We start from the raw sequence: 22,180 nt of genomic DNA on the forward strand, positions 1-22,180 counted from the left end.
CGTGAACACCGCTGTGAACACCGCGGACAACGCTGCCGACAACGCTGCCGTGAACACCGCGGACAACGCTGCGGAGAACACGGACGTGAACACCGCCGTGAACACCGCGGACAACGCTGCGGAGAACACGGACGTGAACACGGACGTGAACACCGCCGTGAACACCGCGGACAACGCTGCGGAGAACACGGACGTGAACACCGCCGTGAACACCGCGGACAACGCTGCCGACAACGCTGCCGTGAACACCGCGGACAACGCTGCGGAGAACACAGCTGACAACGCTGCGGAGAACACAGCTGACAACACTGAACACCCGACTCTCACCGTCATCCCTGGTGAAGTTGAGAAGGGTGACTCCGTCAAGGTCATCGGTGACAAGTTCACTGCTGGTGGCACTGTCAAGATCGAGGTAGGAAACGTTGATGGATCAGGCGAGAAGGTAGTTCTGACTGACGACGAAGAAATCGGTGACAACGGCAAGTTCGTCTTCGACTTCGATTCGAAGGACCTCGCACCGGGGGTCTACGAAGTTATCGCTACGGACAATGAAGGTAAGACTTCTTCTTCGTTCCTGGTAGTCCGAGATAAGAAGGCCACCACTAACGTCAGCATTGATGTCACGCCGAAGCGTGTCGTCAAGGGTGAAACTACCTTGTTGACCGGATGGGACTTTACTGCGGACGGAACGGCAGAAGTTTCGCTATTGGCACTTACTGCCAGTGCTGCACGCGCAGTACCAGGTGCCGAGATTCTTGAATCCGAGCTAGCGGTCGATGCTGAAGGAAAGATTTCCCGCCGCGTCGAAACTGCTAATCTCGAATTGGGCGATTACCTCTTGACTGCAGTCGATAACTCCTCCAAAGACAAGGACTACGTCACGTTCACGGTTGTTGCTGACGATGATTCAACCGCAGAAAACAATGCCGAGAACACGTCTGATAACTCGGGTGACAACAACGACGAGAACACGTCTGATAACTCGGGTGACAACAACGACGAGAACACGTCTGATAACTCGGATGACAACGCCGATGAAAATACCGATGTGAACTCTGGAACTAACAACGCAGATAACTCATCTGTAAATTCGGGTGCTAACAGGGGCGACAACGCCGGGACATCTGGCCCGGTTAAGCCGCTTGCCAATACGGGTTCCGAAGGAACCCTTATTGTCGGAGGAATCGCCGTGCTGTTGCTGCTGGCTGGCGGCGTAACCTTGATGGTTTCCCGTAAGCGCCGCGCACTCTAGCCGGTAAGTTTGTGAGGGACCGGGACTTTTTCAAAATGAAAGTTCCGGTCCCTTTCAATCATTCTCACGACCACAAAAAATGGTCTCCACGTCTCACACGAAGAAGATCAATGGAAAAGATTCGACGCATTGGGATTCCCGCAAGAATTATGTTGGTGCTTGGCGGTCTTATCGTCATCGCTCATATCGCAGCGACGCTCGCATTTACCGGTCCGCAAACGCCTTTGAAGGCGTCATTGCAGCCGGCATTGAACAAGTACTTTCTTGGTCCCCTAGACCAGGGGTGGAGCCTGTTTGCTCCAGGCCCATATTCCCAAGACGAATATTTTCTGATGCGAGCATGTCTTAGCCCAATTGAGGTATGCGCCGGCGGCGTGGCGGCAGGTGCCAAGTTCTCGGAATGGCGCAATGTCACAGAGGAAGAACAAGCAGCATCGGCCGGAAATATTCTTGCTAACCGAAGCACGAAACAATCCAAGACTATTCACGGACGATACTGGACCGCGGCTCATGATTTGAGCGACAAGCAGCGTCAGGAAATCGCAGCAAACCACATCCAGGGACAAACTGTATTCGGCGTTGAGCTAGACTCCGCAGAAGCTAAAAAGAAGTTCACTGCCTCTCAGATCGATGACCTTCGAGCTTATGAACGAATGGAAAAGGTCGCAGTGGGATTTGCCACCCTTTACGCCAAGAATCGGTGGGGCGATAGCGTTTCAATTGTTGAAGTTCAGATGCGTCGTGACCCCGTAACGCCTTTCGCCGAACGGCACGATCCAGCAGGGAAGCAGTCACCGATATTTACCAAGATTGGCTGGCGTGATGCTCTGGCCTTCGATGAGGAGGTGCTATCAGCATGGAAGTAAAGACTTCTTCAGCTCCCAGTATTCTGAATTGGGTTTCTAACCATAGGGATGTACCGGCCAATCTCATCGTAAAGATAGTCGATTGGTTCGTCCTTAATCGAAATGCTGATTACGGGTTGGCCGTGATGCGTATGGCCTCGGGCACGCTCATACTCGGGTGGCTCCTGCAAAACATACCCGTGGCCAACCGTGTTTGGGGTCCGGGGTCGGCATACTGGGATCCGTACCGTGCGGTTCTGGGATATCAGTGGCCGCTAGACATTCTGAGAGAGGCCGGGACCGGATTTTTCTGGGGCTGGTACGCCGTAGCGATCTTGTTGACCATCGCGTTCATTGTTGGGTGGCGAACGCGTGTAATCACTCCACTCTTCTTTGTTTTCTATACGGCGATCAATGCGCAGAATACTCCAATCGCTGACGGTGGAAATTACTTCATACGAATCATGCTGATTTACATGATCTTTGCCGATATTTCACGTCGTTGGTCGTTGGACGCTCGTCGCAGGTCTTTAAGAGGCAACAATTCAGAGAGCCAGATTGGAACAGTTCTGCACAACCTCGCGTTGTGCTTAATCGTTGCCCAGTTGTGCCTCGTCTATTTTGAGGCGGGAATGTACAAAGTTCAGGGTAGTTTGTGGCAAAGCGGAGAAGCCATGTACTACCCCATCAGCTCGAAGGCATACGGAACATTCCCGTGGCTTTCTGAACTGCTGACGGCGAATACCTGGATGGTTGTGCTGTTGACGTATTTTACTGTTATCGTGCAGATCGCGTTCCCATTCCTGCTTTTCAACCGCATCACGCGACGTATCGCACTGATTTCCATCCTTGGTATGCATGTGGGAATCGCAGTTGTCATGGGGCTGCCGTTCTTCTCCGGAATTATGGCTTCGGCAGACGCTGTGCTGGTTTCGTCGGCAACCTGGATCACTATTGCAACGTGGCTGGGGATCCAGTTCCGTAGAATTGGCCGGAGAATACCAATTGCCAAGAATTGGATTCGGTCCGAGCCCGTATCGATGGAAGGACCACTTCTGAATTCGGAGATGCCGGAGGACCACGAATCCTCAACAAAGGAATCGTCCATGGTCTAAATTGCGCATTCAGCACCGGGAAACAAGTGGAGCTCCCTCATTCATGGAATGAGGGAGCTCCACTTGTTTCCACCACCAGATCTTCTTGCTGCATCGAAGGGCAACAAGGAATTAATCCACGAGGAGATAACTGTGGGCCGTGGTTAGGCTTTGGTTCGGATCAGCAGAGCCATAAGAAGGCTGTACTAGCCGATTTTCCATCCGTCGCATCGAGACATCTTTTGTCGCTCGGAAGCAACCTGTAGCTGTCATCCTCAAAACACCCCTGGCTGGCGAACCTCGGCAGGTGTGGCAAGTACCGTGGGCCGGGGTGGGTTCGCCCACGTTCACCTACAACGCTATTTGCTCTTGTGCTGGCGGCCAAAGAGCAGATAAGCAGCGGGGCCGATAAAATTCAAGAAGGTGGCTGCCGCCCATGCGCCCTTTGAACCATTGACCTGCTCGGCCGGACGTTTGATTAAATCGCGAAGCGCGACAAACTGAAGTGCAAGTTGAGCCAAGCCCAGAATGACAATGCGCCAACGGGAGACGACTTTGAGTTCGTTCCACTGTTTTTTCCTAGGCATTTTTCTCCTTCACTCCGAACAGAAATCTCGTGTATTCATGGATAGTTGTAATCGTAGTCGCAGGGCTACTGGAAGTGGTCGCGTAGGCGTTCCATTTCTCGACGGTCCTTCTTTGTTGGACGGCCTGCTCCACGGTCACGAATGGGAACTTGAGGAATCGCTTCCTTGGGTCGCACCGGAGTGTGGTCTATATAGCAACGCGCCGCAATGTCTGCACCGACTCGTTTTGCAAGTACCGCAGTCACCTCGACGATTTTGTCGAATCCTGACTGCCTGACTCGGATCGTGTCGCCGGGAACGACTATTTGTGCCGCTTTGACAGGTCGATCGTTGAGACGAACATGGCCCGCGCGGCATGCAGCCGTGGCGGCAGATCGTGTTTTGTACAGCCTAATTGCCCACAGCCATGCATCGATGCGTACGGCGTTAGAAGATCCTTGAATCACATTGAAAGTCTAGCGATGAATCGCGTTGAAAGTACGTCCACCGTTTTCAGGTAGAAATGGTGAGCCCTGGGTGCGACCTAGTTGCTACTTGGTGACCCGAGCGATAACTTACTTATTCCTTGCCGCTCAGGATTGCTCTCTCATATATAAACGCACATCTATATATGTGTAGATTTTTTGTCAAAGTGAACTGAAGGAAAATGACATCATTCTAACGGATCCTGCTTGTCGCCATGCCAAAGGTAGGGGACCTCGGCTTGGAAAGCCAGCGATACGACGCAGAGCGGACTCCGTCGGCCAAGTCCCGACCGGCGAAATGCCTTGAGTTGCGATAGAGATTCCACGTGTGTCCCGTCACCCGAAATCAATCGATAACCGACGAAGCGTGACGACTTAGCTTGCATTTGGTGCCAACATTCAGGTCGTTGATCGGTAACGGTATGCATCCGCATAGTCTGCCAAAGCATGAATGCTCAATTTTGTGAGCTCTGTAAATGTCATTGGGGAAACGCAGAAGACTCGGCTGTCCGGGACCTATGAGGAGTAATTGCACGAATGAAAAGAACAAAGCTGGGGAGCTTCGGGCGCATATTCGTCGCAACAGCCCTCATTGTGACTGGTGCGGGGGTCTTGCCAGCTTCGGCGCAGGGAACCTCTGACCCGGTGGAGTCATCGGTGGCGTCTACGCCTTCATTAACTCCCTCGAAGGACGTCAAAGAAACGTCGAACAATGAAGACTCGTCTGTTTCTGATTCAGTCTCTTCGCCAAAGGTAGATACCGGCGATACTCCTTCTGCCGACGATTCTGGACTTTCAGGCCAGAAAACGCCGGATCAGACCACCCCCATGCAGAGCGATGCAAACGCGCACCCCGAAGCGCCGTCGTCTGAACCACCTGCGACGAAGGCCGAGAAGCGAGCGGTTGAGCCGCGGGCCGATAAGCTGCCGGACTCCAAGCTCGTAGTCAAGAAAGACAACAGCCTCGAAGGCAACCCTGTTCGTCCCGGGGAATCGTTCACCTATTCATTGCGTGCAAGCTGTGAATCGTTGACGACCGACTGCGTAGCGACCACGCTCACCGACATCCTGCCTGCTGCATTCGACATCACGTCACTTCCGAAATCGACCAATGACTACGATGTTTTGTTCGACGACAAGACCCGTGAGCTCAAGATCGTCTTTAAGCAGAAGTTGCAGAACCCCGCAGGCCAGACCGGACTGAAAGCCGGTTCGACCTATGCCGTTGAAATCGGCATGCGTCTTTCGCCCGACACGGACGCCAAAGACGGAATCACGGTACCCAACGAACTGACGGGTACTTCGGAGAACACCCCAGAGTCCAAGGATGACTCCGACGTGGTCATTACTATCCCCGCGATCGTTAAGCCCGAAGGCACTAAATCCTGGCCGGGCAGCGCGGTGGCAGGTCTTGACGAGAAAAGCACGATCTCGTTGGGAATCTCCAACTCGTCCTCGAGCACGGCCGAAGTCAGCGCCCTGGAACTGACCGAAGACGATGTGGATGTGTTCAACTACTTCAACTTCACGGGTGCAACTGTGACCGCCTTCCCCGAGGGCACAGACAGTGTTGAGTTCCGCGTGAAGCTGGTCGACGGCTCATGGGTCGTCGCCAACACGCTCACCGGCACCCAGCCCGGGGAACTGGTTCTTCCGGAGGGTGTTGATCCGGAAGGCGTGGTTGGTGTCATGGCAATCTTTGCCGATGTCAATGGTGCCGTACTCCCGCCGTCCAAGGTCGCTGGAAACGTGGACATCAATGTCCAGGCTCGCGACTTCGAACGAGGGAACAACGAAGAGATCCTTCCGGCAAAAACCATCAACGTCCGAAACTGTGCACAGGTTGTCGCCAACGACAAGGAACAGGGACTCGTCAAGGGGAAGGACGCCTGCGACGACTTCCCGATCTTCCCCAGCGACCTGAAGCTGGAAGCCGCAAAGCGCTTCTACGCCGATTCCAACGGAAACTTCTCCAAGAACAACGGCGAGCACGCTGTCATCGGGCAAGACTCCGGAGTGTCGATGGGCCTGACAGTCAAGAACGCTTCCGACTTCCCGATCAAGGAGCTGGTCATCTACGAACCGGGCACGGCCCCAGGGAACGTGAGCGAGTTCGAGAAGTTCGACGCCAAGAAGTTCAAGGTCTCCTTCCCTAATGGTGCGAACAGCGGATGGGTCATCGTCACATACGAGGGCGGCACCACCGAACGCATCGAAGTGGAAAACGGCAAGCTCGTTGAGCTTCCGGCAGCACCGCGGGCGACCGGCCTCGAGCTCCACTTCACCGGCGTCGACGGTGACGGCCAACCCACCATTGCTCCCGGTTCCACGGCAGGTTTCAGCATCCACGGAAACCTCAATGACAAGGCCAACGAGGAAGACCTCAACGGGGGCACCAGCCCGCAGATCGACAACTGCGCCCACTTCACCGGCACCGCCGGTCGAACCAACGGAACAGGATCCGCCGTCGCGGACGCCTGCGCCAAGCTCGAACTGGAACAGGTCAAGGGCGGCGGTGAAGGCATCAAGGACGTAGGCCAGACCTCCGTGCCCGAAGGACAGCCGATTCCGTTCAACTTGACGTTCACCAACAACGGCAACGTGCCGCTGAGCGGCGTCACGATCACGGACCCGCGCTTCGACGCCGATGGAACTCCACAGGCCCCGAACCCGTTCGATTCGCTGCGCATCACGTCTGCCACCGTTTCAGGGGCAAAGAACGGTGCGGTCATTGAGTTGTACGTTCCCGGCAAGGACCCTGCATGGATACCCTTCGCGGGATCCAGCGTCCTGGACCAGGAAGCCGCGCGCGGTATCCGCGTAACCCAGCCTGGCCTGGTACCTCCCACTCAGCGACTGACGCTGCACGTGGTGACCCAGCGACGCCCGGGCATCGCAAACGGGGCCATCATCCAGAACTGCTTCGACGCCGTGGGCACCGATCCCAATGCGGCACAGGTCCCGGTGAACGGAGTCTGTTCGCCGGCCATCACGCTGGCCGACAAGAGCGCAGCCGCCAGCATCGTCAAGTCGATCAGCCCGCGGGAGATCCCGGAATTCATTCCCGGCATGCAGGCCCCCACGGCTTCGGTCAGGCTCGCCGTGAGCAATGACGGCAACCTCTCGAGCCGGTTCCTGAAGATCGAGGACGCCGACGCGACCTTCTTCAACGCCTTCGAGTTCAAGTCGTTCAAGGACCTGAAGTTCCCGGCCGGTGCGGATCGGGTGGCCATCGATGCACTCGTCAACGGCCAGTGGGTCACTGGCGTCGCGGCCGGCAGCGCTTCCTTGCCGGCGGGCGTGACAAACGACCAGGTGCGCGGAATCCGCGCGACGTTCTCGTCGTCCAACACCACGGACAACGGCGGCTTTGTGCTCACCCCGTGCTCCACGGCCGGGGGAACCGGCGGCTCCGGCTGCCAGGGCGAGCTCACCTTCGACGTGACGCTACTTGAATCGCTGCGCGATCCGAACCAGCAGGGAAACTCCTCGACGGTCGGCACGCACGAGAACATCGTGAACGGCGAGTACGAGACGATCATCCAGGAAGAGACCCCCGGCACGCCGGGAACGATTCCTGACGCCAAGGCCGACATCGAGGTGGTTCCGGGCGGCTCGTCGGTGAATGTCGAGAAGACCCCGAACACCACGATCGCGCCGGGCCAGAAGGCCCCGTTCCACCTCAAGGTGACCAACACGGGGGACTCGAACCTGAAGAACCTCGACGTCATCGACCACCTCGATGAGCACATGCAGCTCAACGAGGAGTTCGCCGGAGACGGCGTAGCCGGCCACCCCTACAAGCTCACCTTCGGCAACCTGCCGGCGGGCGCAGCGGAACCGACCGTGCAGTCATTCGTTCCCGTACGCGACGGCAACGGAAAGGTCACCGACGTGACCTGGGACTTCGGTGACCAGTGGGTCCTTCCACCCAACGCCTGGGTTTCCCTCGAGATCGAGGTCCTGCTGGCGCCGGGCGTGCAGGCGGGGGACAAAGTTCCCAACAAGATGGGTGCAAACGTCGGGAACGACGACTTCACCTGTACCGATCCCACCGGGTTGAACCCCGGGATTGACGAGGAGATCGACGGCAAGACCTACTGCACCGACACCGCGGAACTCACCACGGCGGCCGGCGCGGCCTTCGACTCGCGCAAGTGGGTTGCGGGCAATGTCGCGCTGGGTTGGTACCACACCTGGAGCGGCGAGACCGTTCCGGTGGGGGACTCCACCTGCCCGAGCACCAAGGACAACGACGGCGTCTCGTACACCGCGTACCCGTGCATCGCACTGGTGAACCCGGGGGACACCTACAACTACATGTTGCGTGTGGTGAACGCCGGCACCGAGCCAGCCAAGCAGATGCGCATCATCGACCAGTTCCCCGCCCCGGGGGACACCGGTGTCCACGTGAACGAGGACCGCGGAACCGAGTGGAACAACCGTCCGCTGCTCAACTCCGTACCCAAGCTCACCTACAAGTCCGAGGGTGGCAAGGCAACCGCCGAGCTCACCAACCTCTACACCAACCAGCCTGTCTACGATGCCGTCTGCACCAAGGACCTGGACCTGAACCCCGCGGCGCCACAGTGCGCAGGGGGCGACTGGAACGACGGATTCTCCGACAAGGTCACCGCGGCGCAATTCCGTGTTGCCTTTGACAAGGCGATGCAGCCGGGCGACACGGCACAGATCAACTTCGAGATGAAGACCCCGCTCGTGGTGGATCAGGTCAACATCCCGACCATTGCGTGGAATTCCTTCGCCCATGCGGAAACCACCACCCGGGCCAACGGCTCGGCGAACGTCATGCCGCCGACCGAACCCATCAAGGTCGGCGTGGGCCTTTCGTACGGCCGGCTGGAACTGGCGAAAAAGATTGGCGCGAACCCGGGCAACGTGCCGGTGGATCGACAACTCTTCCCCGTCCAGGTCACCTGCACCACCCAGCCGGTTGGCGCAGCTGCGCCACTGACGGTGTGGGACAAGGTGCACCTGGTGTCCTCCACCAACCCGGAGTACATCACCGGCATTCCTGCCGGTGCCAGCTGCGAGATCTACGAGATCGATGCGGCCGGCGGCACCAGCTCCGCGCCGAAGGACAAGCCGATTGTCGTGGACATCGAATCCGCACTGGGCCAGGACCCCGCCGACGTGCCGGTCTACCAGCTTGCGGAAATCACCAACGATTTCCCGCTTGCCAAATTGGCGATCGAAAAGAAGGTGGATGGAAATGCTGCGGCCCTTGCCCCCCAGAAGTTCGAGGTCTCGCTGACCTGTACGTTCAACGGCAAGCCGTTGACGGACTTCACCAACAAAACGGTGGAGGTCAAGGCCGGTGAAAAGACCGTTCTTGACGACGTGCCGACGGGCTCCGAATGCGTGATGAGCGAAAGCGATTCGCACGGTGCCACGGCGGTCACCTGGGATCCGGCCTCCGCGACCGGAAGCACCTCGGCTCCGATCAAGATCGAGCAGGGAACCACGGCGCAGGCGACGCTGACCAACACGTTTGACGGCGGGACCCTGGCGATCCACAAGTCGACCACCGGATCCGGCGCCGACGAGGAATTCGCCAAGGGGCCGTTCAAGTTCTCGCTGGTCTGCACCTACGAAGGCAATCCGCTGGACTTGGGCAAGCAGTCCACGATCACGCTGAAGGGTGACGGTTCAGCCGCAGCCCTGGTCTCCGAACAAGTGGGGCCGCTGCCGTCCGGAACCGAATGCATCGTCACTGAAACCGACAACGGCGGGGCAGACGAAACACCTGAACCGCTGACCGCGACCATTGTCCAGGGCGAGGACAAGACGGTGGCATTCACCGGGCAGGACGCCAACAAGTTCTCCTCGGGCACCATCGCCTTGACCAAGGACCTTGCCGGTGCAGCCGCCGGCGAGACCTGGGCCAAGGATGCCCAGTTCCGGATTCTGGTGACCTGCCAGCTTCCGGTCGAGGGGGAGGACGGACCGCTTCGGGCCGACGTCTACTCCAAGGTCGTCACGATCAAGGGCGGGGAAACCCTCACCTTGAACAATGCGAACGGCAAGCCAGCCGAATTGCCCGTCGGCGCCCATTGCTTCGGCGAGGAACTGGTCACCGGTGGCGCAACCTCCCACGCGATCGATTTCGACGATTTCGGGAACGCGGCGATCGTCACCGCACAGGAGGATCCGAACGCCGTCCAGGAACTGAAGATCACCGCCACGAACACGTTCGAGTACGGTGCATTGAACCTGGACAAGATCGTCGATGGCGACGCCGCGGGCTTTGTGGGGGACCGAGTGTTCACCGTTGAGCTGACCTGCTCGCTGCCGAACGGGACCGACGTTCCGACGCCGCTGGAAACCAGGAGCCTGACCATCACGGGCGGCCAGACCGTTCTTGTCGAAAAGCTTCCGGTTGGCGCCGAATGCTTCGCGACCGAAACGGACCAGGGAGGAGCCAGCGACGTTGAAATCAGCAACGCCAATGCATCCAACCCGGCCGTGGTCACCGCCGATGTCGGGGCACCCGTCAATGTCACCGTGACCAACACCTTCGACGCGGCCAAGCTGACAGTGGAGAAGACCGTGGTCCACGGCAAGCCGGGCCCCTACGAATTCTCGCTGACCTGTTCAACCGAGTTCGGCGGTGTGTCGCTTGCCGGCGATGACGCGTCCTTCAAGCTCAAGCACGGAGAGAAGAAAGCCGTGTGGGTTCCCGTTGGTGCTGAATGCCAGGTCCGGGAGGAATCTGACCATGGCGCAACGGTGACCTTCGTTGAAGAAGACGGTTCGGATGACGGCATTGCAACCGTCGTCGGCGATACCGTCATCGAGGTGGTCAACACCTTCGAGAAGCCTGTCGTCCCGGACACCGGGGATGAAAACGAAGGCAACAACGGCAACGGCAACAACAATGGCAACAACAATGGCAACGGCAACGGCAACGGCAGTGAAAACGCCGGAGACTTGCCGAACACCGGTTTCCAAGCCGTGGGACTGGCATTCGGCGGCTTGCTTGCTGTCGGGGCAGGAATCCTCTTGTTGCGTCGCCGCAAGGCATAACAGAGTAAAGGGTTAGAAGGGACTTCTCTTCGCCTCGAAGGTCCGGGGTTTCCATCGTCAAGATGGGAACCCCGGACCTTCTGTTTGGACCCGGGATCTACTTCTTCCGGGAATAATGCGTTCGTTTCCATAAATTTTTGGTGTCGTGCCAACGAATACCACACATCATGTGGGATTATGGCGGTTAATGACTACTCGCAATGGCGTTCAGAAGCGTGCACTTGAGGTTGCCGAAGACAATGAGCGCATCCGTCGCAACGCAGAGCGGTTTGCAGGGGGCCTGTCCATCCGGAGGCCCGACGAGCTCGCGTCTCTCTCGCAGGCCTGGACAATTCGCGCGCTAGACCCGAATGCCTACACCGGGCGGGTGGATGGCTGGCACCATGGCCGCCTGATGGTCACTCACAGTAGGGGCGATGCGGTGACGTTTCATCGTTCCCGCGCCCATTTGGGTGATGGTAATGATCGCCATATTCAAATATGCCTTATCAAGACGGGGAAGATTGTTACCCGCCAACGAGGGCAAGAATCCGCAGGCAGAACCGATTCCCTGCTGACGCTCCTGCTGGACCATGAGTTCCTTTCCACAAGCAGCAATGACATGGACGTGTTGTTGTTCCACGTGCCTCGCAGCTACTTTGAGGCACGTGGCATCAACACTGCGACCATGGCGGCTTCGGTATTGGACCGGGTTCCGGTGGCGGAAGCAATACGGTCACTGGTGGCAAGCGCCATATCGCTTCAGCGAGCCGGCGACGATTCGCTGCGGGATTACCTGGAACGGTCCATCCTCGAACTTCTGACAGGGCTTGGCACGCTGTTCGAGGAGGGGTTCGAATTGATGGACAAGCATTCCGTGGGACTTCGAGCCAATGTGTTGGGGATCCTTGAAGCCGAGTACGCCGACCCCGGAACCAGCGCCGAGACCCTGGCCAAGGCCGTAGGGGTCAGCAGGCGGCAGCTATACCGGCTCTTCGAGGGCCGCAATGTGTCGGTTGCCGGAATGCTCAGGGAACGTCGGCTTGATCATGCCGAATTGTTGTTGCGGCAGCCGGGCAATGCGCCGATATCCTCCATTGCCGAGGCCTCCGGGTTCAGCGGACCAGATCAGCTGTCGCGCGCGATGCGCGACCGGCATGGGCGTACGCCACGCGAATACCGGGCCGCGTTTCGAAGCACTTGAGCCGCGCGGCAAAGCTTCTAGGTGACAAGTCGCCGGGAATCGAATTCAGTTGGACAGTTCCTGCGGTCGAATGATGGCGCGGTGTTCTGCCAAGTGTAGGTGCGCTTTACCCTCCGCAACGTGTTCCCGGTAGAAGATGTCCTGGCCATCGTTTCGTTGGGTATCGAGCGCGCCGGACACAATGGCTAGAGGCAGCCGTTGGCCGGATCGAACAAGCCGACCTTGGCGCGTTCGGCCTTTTTCTGCGCAGCACGCATCGGTTCGTAGAACCTCACGTTGGGGTTGACCTTCATGGCGGTGGCGTAGCCGGAGGACACCAGCGTCTCGTTGATGAATTCGCCCTTGTAGGTGATCCCGGCGAGGGTGCGGCCGTAGCGGTCCAGCCGCTCCACGTCGAATTCGAGCTGGACCTTGCTGCCCTCGGGGAGCTTCTTTGCGAGGAACCGGGTGGCTTCCTCGCCGAAGCACTCACCCGGCTTGTCCGGGTGCGGGATTTCCGGGGCGTCGACATTGAGCAGTCGCACCTTGGTGCGCTTGCCGTCCAGCAGCACGTAGACGGTGTCGCCGTCGACCACGTGCTGGATTGTTGCCTGTTGGCTCTCCGGTTCGGCCCCGGGACGATCCTGCGCGGGGAGGAAAAGCCAAACGCAGACCAGCGCCGTGAGGCCCGCGGCGGCGGCCAGCGCGGCCACGCCGGAGCGTTTGGCTTTTCCCATGGATGCGGGTTCGGGCTAGCTGTTCAGCGCGTTGTCGCAGGCGGTGACCAGGCGGGCCTGGGCATCGGCGGGGACATTGTCCCCGGCCGCGGCGACGTCATCGAGGGCGCTCACGATTTCCTTGGGCAGGCCGCCGTTGCGCACCGCATCGACCATGGAGTTGAGGACCTTCAGGTCCCCGGCGTTGATGGTGCCGTCCTTGATGGGGGAGCAAACGGTCTTGATGAGTTCCTTCTTGGCGCCATCCGCCACCTGCGAGGCGGCGGAGGAAGCGGCCGAAGAAGCCGTATCGGCAATCCCCGCGCAACCGGTCAAGGAAACAAGCAGCACGGCGGCTGCGGCGAACACGGGCGTCTTGGCGTGCAAAATTCTCATGCGTTCCATCTTAGGTGTTGGCCTTGGACGGAAGCTGTGAGAGCGCCCGGAGGCATCCAGATGCCGCCGGGCGCGCGTGCCACGTGTGTTGTTCGATTCCTACCTGGCGGCGTGGTCTACGACGGCGCCGCACTGGACCACGGTGCGCGGACGTGACTCGTCGAAGAGCACCGAGGGATCCTCGAACGGGTTCCCGTCCAGGATGAGCGCGTCGGCGACCATGCCCGGGGCCAGACGGCCCAGCGTCGGTTCCTGCAGCAGCGCGGCGTTCACGCTGGTGGCCGAGCGCAGCGTCTCAAAGACGCCCACGGCCTGGATCTGCAGGGCCAGCCCGTTGAGCTGTTCGTCGGCCAGATCCCCCATCAGGTCCGAGCCGAAGCCCACCGGGATGCCGGCGGCCAGCGCAAGCTTGATGGCCTCGCCGCCCGCGGTGAGGACCTCCAGGTTCTTGGCCTTGGAAACCTCCGGCAGGCCGACCTCGTCCCCGCGCCGGTCCATGGCCGCGTAGGCGGCCAGCGTCGGCACCAGGAACGCGCCGTGCTCCGCCATGAGGGCTGCGGTGGGCTCGTCGAGCAGGTTGCCGTGCTCGATCGAACGCACGCCGTTGCGCACCGAATGGGCGATGGCCTCCGGGGAGTAGGCATGGGCTGCCACGTAGGAACCGCGGCGGGTTGCCTCGGCGACCACCACGGAGATCTCCTCGTCCGAGTATTGCGGGATGGCCAGCGGGTCGGTCAGCGAGACCACGCCGCCGCTGGCCATGATCTTGATGGCGTGGGCGCCGGTGCGCAGGCGTTCGCGCACCGCGACGCGCAGCGGCTCGATCCCGTCGACGACCTCGCACATGTGCCCGTGGCCGAAGCAGACATCGACGTCCGCCTCGCGCGGGTCGCCGTGTCCGCCGGTCTGGCTCAGCGCCGGGCCGGTGTAGAAGTAGCGCGGGGAGGGCAGCAGCCCGCCCTTGATGGCGGAGGAGAGGCCGATGTCGCCGCCGGCCACGTCGCGCACGGTGGTGAAGCCGCGGGACAGGGCCTCGCCCAGGCGCTTGGCCCCGGCGAGCGCCGCGAAGGACAGCGGGCCGCGTTCGTTGCGGAAGCCGTCCAGCGAGATGGCGTAGGCGTGGAAGTGGGCGTCGATGAGGCCCGGGATGACGACCTTGCCGCCGGCGTCGAGCAGATCGCCTTCCTCCTGCTCGCCGATGGCGGAGACCAGTCCGTCCCTGAACGTCACGTTGCCCTTGATGAGCTCCGGGTTCTCGCCGTCGAAGATGAGCGCGTTGGTGATGGTCAGGACGCGGTCTGCGGATGCTGTGCTCATGCGTTCTTTCCCGCCTGTGCCGCCATCCAAGCCTCGATGCCCGCGGCGTCGATGGGCAGCGGGTCGGAGAGATTCTCGTAGCCGTCGGCGGTGATCAGCAGGTCGTCCTCGAGGCGCACGCCCATGCCGCGCAGTTCCGGCGGGACCATGGTGTCGTGCTTGTGGAAGTAGAGGCCCGGTTCCACGGTGAGGACCATGTTTTCCTGCAGCGTGGCGCCCTGGTACTCCTCGTAGGAGGCGGAGGAGCAATCGTGCACGTCAAGGCCCAGATGGTGGCCGACACCGCAGACCAGCCAGCGGCGGTGGTGCTGGCCCGCGGGGGAGAGCGCCTCGTCGACGGAGACCGGGAGCATGCCCCAGTCGCTCAGCCCGTTGGCGATGACCTCCATGATGGAGGAGTGGAAGGCGGTGAAGTCCTTGCCGGGGGCCAGCTCGGCCAGGCCGGCGCGGTGCGCCTTCTCGACCAGGTCGTGGACCTCGCGCTGGGCGGTGGTGAAGCGGCCGTTGGCGGGGAAGGTGCGGGTGACGTCCGCGGTGTAGAAGCTGCTTTCCTCGACGCCCATGTCCAGCAGGAGCAGCTCGGACTCGAGGACCGGTCCGTCGCAGCGCACCCAGTGCAGGGTTGGGGCGTGGTGGCCGGAGCCGATGATGGTGGCGTAGCCGGGGCCGTGGCCGTGGGTGCGGGCCACCCTGTCGAAGGTGCCCTGCAGCCAGCGTTCGCCGCCGCCCGCGATGGCCCGGGGGATCTCGTTGATGACCTGCGAGAAGCCCTCGACGGTGTGGATGACCGAGTTGCGCAGCTCGTTGATTTCCCAGGCGTCCTTGAACAGGCGCAGTTCGCCCAGGGTGCGGCGCAGGGTGGCCGACGGGTTCAGCCCGTGCGTGGAAACCATGGAGGAATCCAGGTTGCCCGCGGCCTCGGCGCCGGAAAGCTTGGACAGCGCGGCATCGAGGGCGCTCAGCGGGGAGGTGGGCAGGCCCAGGGCCTGTTCCCAGTGGGTGGGGCCGTGTGCGGCGCCGACCCAGAGCTCGCCGTGCGCGGCGCTGGTGAAGAACGCCGGGTCGCCCGGGAGCGCCGGGGCCGGGACGAACAGGCGGTAGTCGTGGCCGCCGGGGCGCGGGGTGCCAACCAGCACGGCGCCCTCGGCGTTGCAGTTGGTCAGCCAGAGGAAGTCCGAGTGCGGTCGGAACTCGTAGAAGCAGTCGTTGCTGCGGACCGGCGCCCAGCCGGCGGCGACCACGATGGTCGACCCGGGAAGCGCCGCGGAGAGCTTGTTGCGGTGGGCAGCGGCTGCCGCCGCGGCATCCACGCCGGCCGCGGGGGTGCGCTCCGGATCCGCCCAGCCCTGCGCCATCCACTCGGTGAATGCGGGGACCTCGGCCAGCCGGGGCAGCTTCGGGTCGGCTTTCTTTGGCGCCGGCATGGATGCGGTCTTTTGTTCGGAGGTGTTCACTGCTCGCGGCTTCCTTCGCTGGGTACTGGGACGACCTGGCCCGGTAGCCGCCAGGCTCCCGACACAGTCGAAATCAAGCATCGCATGTTTGGGCATCCGGGCGCCGCCTTGCGCGCTGTCGTATTTACGACAGCGGCGTTTGCACCGAAGGCCGCCGCGGCGCGGAGGCGTGCGCGGTTCGCACCCGCATCCGCGCCGGTGCATGCGGCAAACTAGTACGGGTGAGCCAGAAGCGAATTTTTGACACCATTGCCGCCGAACTTTCGGCAGGCACCACCCCCGTTGCCACCTGGCAGGTGAAGGCCGCCGTCGAACTGCTCGATGCCGGTTCCACGGTGCCGTTCATTGCCAGGTACCGCAAGGAAGCCACCGGCACCCTGGACGATGCCCAGTTGCGCATGCTCGAGGAGCGGCTGCGCTACCTGCGCGAGCTCGAGGACCGCCGCGCCGCGATCCTGAAGTCCATCGACGACGCGGGCAAGCTGACCCCCGAGCTGGCGGCCGCGATCAACGCCGCCGCCACCAAGTCGGAGCTCGAGGACCTGTACCTGCCGTACAAGTCCAAGCGCCGCACCCGCGCGCAGATCGCCCGCGAGGCGGGCCTGGAACCGCTGGCCGATTCGCTGGTTGCCGACCCCACCCAGGACCCGGAGGCGCTGGCCGCCGGCTTCCTGAACACCGAGCACGAGATCAATGCGGCCGCCGACGCCCTCTCCGGCGCCCGTGCGATCCTGACCGAACGCGCCTCCCAGGACGCCGTGCTGGTGAGCGAACTGCGCGAGCGGCTGTGGACCCGGGGCAAGATCGCCTCCAAGACCGCGCCCGGCGTCGCCGCCGCGGACGCCGCGAAGTTCTCCGACTACGAGGACTTCGTCCAGCCGGTCGCCACCCAGCCCTCCCACCGGGTGCTGGCCCTGCTGCGCGGCGAGCGGGACGGCGCGCTGAACCTGGAGCTGGCCGAGGCAGACCCGCGCGACGAGGACGCGCTCGCCGAGGCCCGCGCCGGCTACGAGGCCGCCGTCGCCAGGTCGCTGGGCATCAAGGCGAATGCCGACGCCCCGGCCGGCAAGTGGCTCGGCCAGACCGTGCGCCTGGCCTGGCGCGGGCGCCTGCTCGCCCGGCTCGAGTCGGACCTGCGCACCAGCCTCTTCGAAGCCGCGGAGGAGGCCAGCGTGAAGGTGTTCGCCGCGAACCTGCGCGACGTGCTGCTCGCGGCCCCCGCCGGCAACCGCGCCGTGCTGGGCCTGGACCCGGGTCTGCGCACCGGCGTGAAGGTCGCCGTCGTCGACGCGACGGGCAAGGTCGTGGACACCGCGACCATCTACCCGCACGCCCCGGCCAACAAGTGGGACCAGTCCGTCGCAACGCTTGTCGCACTGGCGCAGAAGCACGGCACCGAACTCATCGCGGTGGGCAACGGCACCGCCAGCCGGGAAACCGACAAGCTGGCCGGCGAGGTCATCGCCAAGCTGACCAACAAGCCCGCCAAGGTGATCGTCTCCGAGGCCGGCGCCTCCGTCTACTCCGCCTCCGCGCTGGCCAGCGCAGAGCTGCCCGACCTCGACGTCTCGATCCGCGGTGCCGTGTCGATCGCCCGCCGACTGCAGGATCCCCTGGCCGAGCTGGTGAAGATCGAGCCCAAGTCGATCGGCGTGGGCCAGTACCAGCACGACCTGACCCCGGCGAAGCTGGACCGCTCGCTGGACGCCGTGGTGGAGGACTGCGTGAACGCCGTGGGCGTCGACGTGAACACCGCCTCCCCGGCGCTGCTGGCCCGCGTCGCCGGCGTCGGCCCGCTGCTGAGCCGCAACATCGTCGACTACCGCAACGCCAACGGACCCTTCGCCACCCGCAAGGCGCTGCTGAAGGTGCCGCGCCTGGGCGCCAAGGCGTTCGAGCAGTGCGCCGGCTTCCTGCGCGTCACCGGCGGCAAGCAGCCGCTGGACGCCTCGGCCGTGCACCCGGAGGCCTACGGGCTGGCCGAGGCGTTGCTGGGTGCAGCGACGGCCGGGAACCAGTCGGTGTCCACCCTGAATGCCGCCGACTTCGTCACCGACCAGTTCGGCCTGCCCACCGTGCAGGACGTCATCGCCGAGCTGGTGCGCCCGGCCCGCGACCCGCGCCCGGACTTCAAGACCGCCAACCTCAAGGAGGGCGTGGAGAAGATCGGCGACCTGCGGGTCGGCATGATCCTGGAGGGCACCGTCTCCAACGTCGCGGCCTTCGGCGCGTTCGTCGACGTGGGGGTGCACCAGGACGGCCTGGTCCACGTCTCGGCGATGAGCAACAAGTTCATTTCCGATCCGCGCGACGTCGTCACCTCCGGGCAGGTCGTCAAGGTCAAGGTGCTGGAGGTCGATCCCGTGCGCAAGCGCATCTCGCTGACCCTGCGCCTTGACGACGAGCCCGCCGCGGCCAAGCCCGAGCGCGACGGCCAGCGCCCCGAACAGCGCGGCCCGCGTCAGCCGCGCGGCGGGGATGCTCGGGGCGAACGCGGGCCGGGCAACGGCTCCCGGCCGGCACGTCCGAAGCAGGGCAACGCAGCCGCCGGAGGCGCCGGTTCCAACGCCAACACCGCCATGGCGGAGGCGTTGCGCCGGGCCGGCCTGGGCGGCTGAACCCAGCGGCCAAGCGTTGCAGCTTGGCAGGGGCAGTGTCCGCTTCACGGGCCCTGCCCCAGCTGTTTGTGGGCGCGGTGGGAAGTCAGGCAAAAACACGCATAGTAAGATTGCGTGATTTGCTGCGCCTCCTGGGTTTCAGGGCGGGCGGCCGGATTCAGGGAGACGCAACGCATGGAAACCGAGTCGCTCATCGAGCTGGCCATGACACTTCTGGTGCTGCTGGTTTTTGGCTTCGTGGGTTTGTCCTTGCGGTCGCTGTCCACCGGAAGGCTCGGGCGCAATTCGTTGATCGGGATCCGGACCAAGGCCGTGACCCACTGCGACAGGTGCTGGCTTTTGGGGCACCACGCCGCTGCGGCCAAGACCAACATCGGGCTCGTTGCCGGGGCGGCCGTGCTGGTCGTCCCCGCGGTCGCCGGCTTCTTCGTTGACATCCCGGATGCGGTTCACCGTGGCTCGCTGCTGGCCAGCCTGGCAATCCTGGTTGCGGGGCTGTTGCTTGGTGTCCGTGATGCCCAGTGGGTCACCTCCAAGATCCACAAGAAGGCGCCTGCCGCCGAAGCCTAGGCGGTAGGCGGGAGGGCCTTCCGGCCGGTTCAGGGATCCGGTCGCGACGTAGCCGTCCGTTAGGTGAGCTTCACCTTGCCCGGGGTTTACCGGACCCATTTGTGTGCCATATTTGTGGCCCGGTAAGTACGGCCGTACTTCGGTGACAAGGCACGAGAGAACCCGTAGCGTGTTCGGTATGGAACTTACAGGAAAGCTTGCAGACGCATTCAACGACCAGATCACCCTCGAACTCCAGGCTGCCACCGTGTACCGCCAGCTCGCCATCGAAATGGATGTGCTGAGCCTGCCCGGCATCGCCGGTTGGTTCCGCGCCCAGGCAGCCGAGGAACTGGAACACGCCGAAAAGTTCACCACACACATGGTTGACCGGGCGGCCCATCCCCGCATCGGCACCTTGAGCGCGCCGGACGTTTTCGTCGAAACCGTTCAGGACGCATTCGTTGCATCGCTGGCGCACGAAAAGAAGGTCTCCGAATCCATCCGCGATTTGTACCGCTTGGCCCAGAACGAGGGAGACATCGACTCGGTGCCACTGCTGAACTGGTTCATCGAAGAACAGGTTGAAGAGGAAGCCACAGTCGGCGGCATCCTTGACCGCGTGAAAATGATCGGCAATGAAGGCAACGGCTTGCTGCGACTGGACGCAGAATTGGCGACCCGCCAGGCATAACACGCCACCAACATGGCCGCATGCGGGATGGTGCGGTTCGCGTCTCGGTCCGGACGGCCCAAATGGATCCGGCCTCCAAGCACCACGATCCAACGGGACTGATGTGTGAAGCACCTGCCCCGTTGGATCGAGCAATCGAGGATTGCCTGGGGACGGGACTCGAAGAACTCGATCAGGCAAGCGTGAAATTCGTACTCGCGGACTTCCGCGTCGACGGATTGGGCTGTCGCTACCGGATCGTGGGTTCTTGGGGGATGCATGAGCCGGTTGCGTCGGCGTGAATTGGGAGTTCTCACTCATGAACATGCCCCAAGACGCCGGTACCTGGATGAGCGTAGCTTCGTAGTCCGGCACACCCGACGGGATCGTTGTGATTTCCGGCCCGCAGAGTGCCCCATTGCGAACGCCGGTGCGGCGTTCGGACGCGCCGCTGAAAACCACAAATGTCCAGGTAAAAGTGCGGCTTGGTTACATGCCCCCAAGTGGGTGTGACAAAGGCCCCCGGTCGCTGACTGGGGGCCTTTGCCGTGTGTGCAATAACATGTAGGTACGTACACGCAGCTTTTGGGTATTTTCGCGTGTTCCCGCCAGCACCACGGATCCAGGCGCCACCCACATCTTTCCAATTCACTCAGTGAGGTCATCAGAACGTGTTTCACGTATGTGCAATCCTCACCATAAAAGAATGCCTCCCTGGCGCTGCCCGAAGTGCGGGTAAGCCATGAAAAAAGCCGATTTTGCGCGCACCAACCCGATCCCCATTGCGGTTGTCGTTGCGGGACCCACGCACCGAACGACGTCGGAGCTCAAGCTGCGCAAGGGGGCTGGGCGGCACTACGCCACGCAATGCATTTTGGCCGAAGGCTCGGAAGTCTACTTGCTGCGTATCAGCGGTCTGTGGGCCAGCGTGCAACACCAGCAGAACTTCGGCTGGTTGCCGGCGCAGTGCCTCGAACGTCTTTCCGTCGTCCAAGCAGTGACACCGCCGATTGTCCGCGCGCCAAAACCAGCTCCCGTGATTGCCCGGGGCTTCACCCCGCGAAGTGCGGCCAGTCCTGCCGAGCCTGCCGATGACGACTTCATCCCCACGCATCGCAGTACCGCGGACCTGAACCTGCGCAAGGGCTCGGGAACCAACTACCCGGTGTTGCGGGTACTGGCGGCCGACGTTCTCGTTCGCAAACTTGACGAGACCGGAACCTGGACCAAGGTAGCCACGGGGCAGGACACCGGATGGGTTCCCAGCGCATACCTTGAACAAGTCAACATCCAGCGCCCCGCCACCGGAATCCAATCCCTGGCCCCCGTCGAATTCACGACAACGGTCCGACTCAACGTGCGGACGGGAGTGGGGGACCAGTATCCCGTCATGCGGATCCTTCAGGCTGGAACCATGGTCCGGGTTAACGGATCCCTGGGGGCTTGGCGCCGGATCGTCATTGACCAGGAGCAAGGCTGGGTTCCGGCCAGCCAGCTGCAACCTCGGTATCTCTCCTCAACCACCCCCGTGACCGCAGTGCAAACGACCTTGTACCAGGGTGCCTCGGCCAACTACCGTGCGCTGACACAGATCAATGCCGGGGAAGAACTACTCGCAATTGCCAATCGTGGGCAATGGACCAAAGTTCAGTATGGGCGTTTCAACGGTTGGGTAAACACCTCCCACCTGCGTTAGAAACGCCGTCAAAAAAGGTTTTTCCCTGCGCGGTAATCACTTCTTGCATAAGGTAAGGAGCGATGCGATGAATCGCATCAAAGATGCCTGCAGCATTTTGGGCCCATCCGTGGGCCCAAAACTCTTGAGGGGGAGACCATTGGTGAAGACCGCACCACGATACTTACGGGCGCTATTATCCGGGGCAATTGCCGCCGCATTGACGTTCAGCACGCTACCGGCAGCGGCGATGGCGCCAATGGACACCGAGAGCGCCGCCACGACCCGAACGCCGGCCTTCGTGTTGCCGCTCAAGGCCAAACAGTATGAG

General features: G+C 61.9%; 15 protein-coding genes and 1 pseudogene. 9 read left to right on the forward strand and 7 right to left on the reverse strand.

Going from position 1 to position 22,180, the window contains the following annotated elements:
- The 3 genes and pseudogenes from ACFY5D_RS19705 to ACFY5D_RS19715 form a co-directional block, all read left to right on the forward strand.
- Positions 1 to 1,252: pseudogene (locus ACFY5D_RS19705) on the forward strand (hypothetical protein); the annotation flags it as partial.
- 110 nt (positions 1,253 to 1,362) lie between these two features.
- Complete coding sequence (locus tag ACFY5D_RS19710; RefSeq protein WP_387533852.1) at positions 1,363 to 2,118, forward strand: DUF5819 family protein; 756 nt, start codon at positions 1,363 to 1,365, stop codon at positions 2,116 to 2,118.
- The gene (locus ACFY5D_RS19715) at positions 2,109 to 3,212 is read left to right on the forward strand and encodes an HTTM domain-containing protein (RefSeq protein WP_387533854.1); all 1,104 of its coding nucleotides are present in this window, start codon (positions 2,109 to 2,111) and stop codon (positions 3,210 to 3,212) included. The genes ACFY5D_RS19710 and ACFY5D_RS19715 overlap by 10 nt, the downstream gene beginning before the upstream one ends.
- Before the next feature lie 338 nt (positions 3,213 to 3,550).
- Here ACFY5D_RS19715 and ACFY5D_RS19720 read toward each other — a convergent pair whose 3' ends face one another.
- Together ACFY5D_RS19720 and ACFY5D_RS19725 are read right to left on the reverse strand one after the other, a co-directional pair.
- Positions 3,551 to 3,778, reverse strand: a complete 228-nt coding sequence (locus tag ACFY5D_RS19720) for a PLD nuclease N-terminal domain-containing protein (RefSeq protein WP_387533856.1) — start codon at positions 3,776 to 3,778, stop codon at positions 3,551 to 3,553.
- A 65-nt stretch (positions 3,779 to 3,843) separates the two neighbouring features.
- Positions 3,844 to 4,224 (reverse strand): RNA-binding S4 domain-containing protein, encoded by a 381-nt coding sequence (locus ACFY5D_RS19725; protein ID WP_387533857.1) that lies wholly within the window; start codon positions 4,222 to 4,224, stop codon positions 3,844 to 3,846.
- Positions 4,225 to 5,070: 846 nt separating this feature from the next.
- Between ACFY5D_RS19725 and ACFY5D_RS19730 the strand changes: the two genes are divergently transcribed.
- Together ACFY5D_RS19730 and ACFY5D_RS19735 are read left to right on the forward strand one after the other, a co-directional pair.
- A complete protein-coding gene (locus ACFY5D_RS19730) occupies positions 5,071 to 11,289 on the forward strand; it encodes a DUF5979 domain-containing protein (RefSeq protein ID WP_387533859.1) in 6,219 nt (2,072 codons plus the stop codon).
- Positions 11,290 to 11,476: 187 nt separating this feature from the next.
- Positions 11,477 to 12,472 carry a helix-turn-helix domain-containing protein gene (locus ACFY5D_RS19735; RefSeq protein ID WP_387533861.1) on the forward strand — a complete coding sequence of 332 codons (996 nt, stop codon included), beginning with the start codon at positions 11,477 to 11,479 and terminating at the stop codon, positions 12,470 to 12,472.
- 185 nt (positions 12,473 to 12,657) lie between these two features.
- Here the strand turns inward: ACFY5D_RS19735 and ACFY5D_RS19740 are convergent, their stop codons facing one another.
- From ACFY5D_RS19740 to ACFY5D_RS19755, 4 genes are all read right to left on the reverse strand, one after another.
- Positions 12,658 to 13,188, reverse strand: a complete 531-nt coding sequence (locus ACFY5D_RS19740; RefSeq protein ID WP_387533863.1) for a thermonuclease family protein — start codon at positions 13,186 to 13,188, stop codon at positions 12,658 to 12,660.
- A gap of 15 nt (positions 13,189 to 13,203) precedes the next feature.
- Entirely contained in the window at positions 13,204 to 13,563 is a 360-nt protein-coding gene (locus ACFY5D_RS19745; RefSeq protein WP_387533865.1) for a hypothetical protein, read from the reverse strand.
- Between the two features lie 99 nt (positions 13,564 to 13,662).
- The gene (locus ACFY5D_RS19750) at positions 13,663 to 14,880 is read right to left on the reverse strand and encodes an amidohydrolase family protein (RefSeq protein ID WP_387533867.1); all 1,218 of its coding nucleotides are present in this window, start codon (positions 14,878 to 14,880) and stop codon (positions 13,663 to 13,665) included.
- A complete protein-coding gene (locus tag ACFY5D_RS19755) occupies positions 14,877 to 16,334 on the reverse strand; it encodes an aminopeptidase P family protein (RefSeq protein WP_387533869.1) in 1,458 nt (485 codons plus the stop codon). The genes ACFY5D_RS19750 and ACFY5D_RS19755 overlap by 4 nt, the downstream gene beginning before the upstream one ends.
- Before the next feature lie 221 nt (positions 16,335 to 16,555).
- On the opposite strand from ACFY5D_RS19755, the gene ACFY5D_RS19760 reads away from it, so the two are divergent.
- The 4 genes from ACFY5D_RS19760 (at position 16,556) to ACFY5D_RS19775 (ending at position 21,870) form a co-directional block, all read left to right on the forward strand.
- A complete protein-coding gene (locus ACFY5D_RS19760; RefSeq protein ID WP_387533871.1) occupies positions 16,556 to 18,952 on the forward strand; it encodes a Tex family protein in 2,397 nt (798 codons plus the stop codon).
- Between the two features lie 174 nt (positions 18,953 to 19,126).
- The gene (locus ACFY5D_RS19765; RefSeq protein ID WP_387533872.1) at positions 19,127 to 19,522 is read left to right on the forward strand and encodes a hypothetical protein; all 396 of its coding nucleotides are present in this window, start codon (positions 19,127 to 19,129) and stop codon (positions 19,520 to 19,522) included.
- A gap of 178 nt (positions 19,523 to 19,700) precedes the next feature.
- A complete protein-coding gene (locus tag ACFY5D_RS19770) occupies positions 19,701 to 20,195 on the forward strand; it encodes a ferritin (protein WP_387533874.1) in 495 nt (164 codons plus the stop codon).
- A gap of 721 nt (positions 20,196 to 20,916) precedes the next feature.
- Positions 20,917 to 21,870: an SH3 domain-containing protein gene (locus tag ACFY5D_RS19775; protein WP_387533876.1), complete on the forward strand. Its 954-nt coding sequence runs from the start codon at positions 20,917 to 20,919 to the stop codon at positions 21,868 to 21,870.
- A gap of 36 nt (positions 21,871 to 21,906) precedes the next feature.
- Here ACFY5D_RS19775 and ACFY5D_RS19780 read toward each other — a convergent pair whose 3' ends face one another.
- Positions 21,907 to 22,164: a hypothetical protein gene (locus tag ACFY5D_RS19780; RefSeq protein WP_387533878.1), complete on the reverse strand. Its 258-nt coding sequence runs from the start codon at positions 22,162 to 22,164 to the stop codon at positions 21,907 to 21,909.
- Between the last annotated feature and the right edge of the window lie 16 nt (positions 22,165 to 22,180).

The organism is Paeniglutamicibacter sp. NPDC012692, assembly GCF_042901625.1.
GTDB lineage: Bacteria > Actinomycetota > Actinomycetes > Actinomycetales > Micrococcaceae > Paeniglutamicibacter.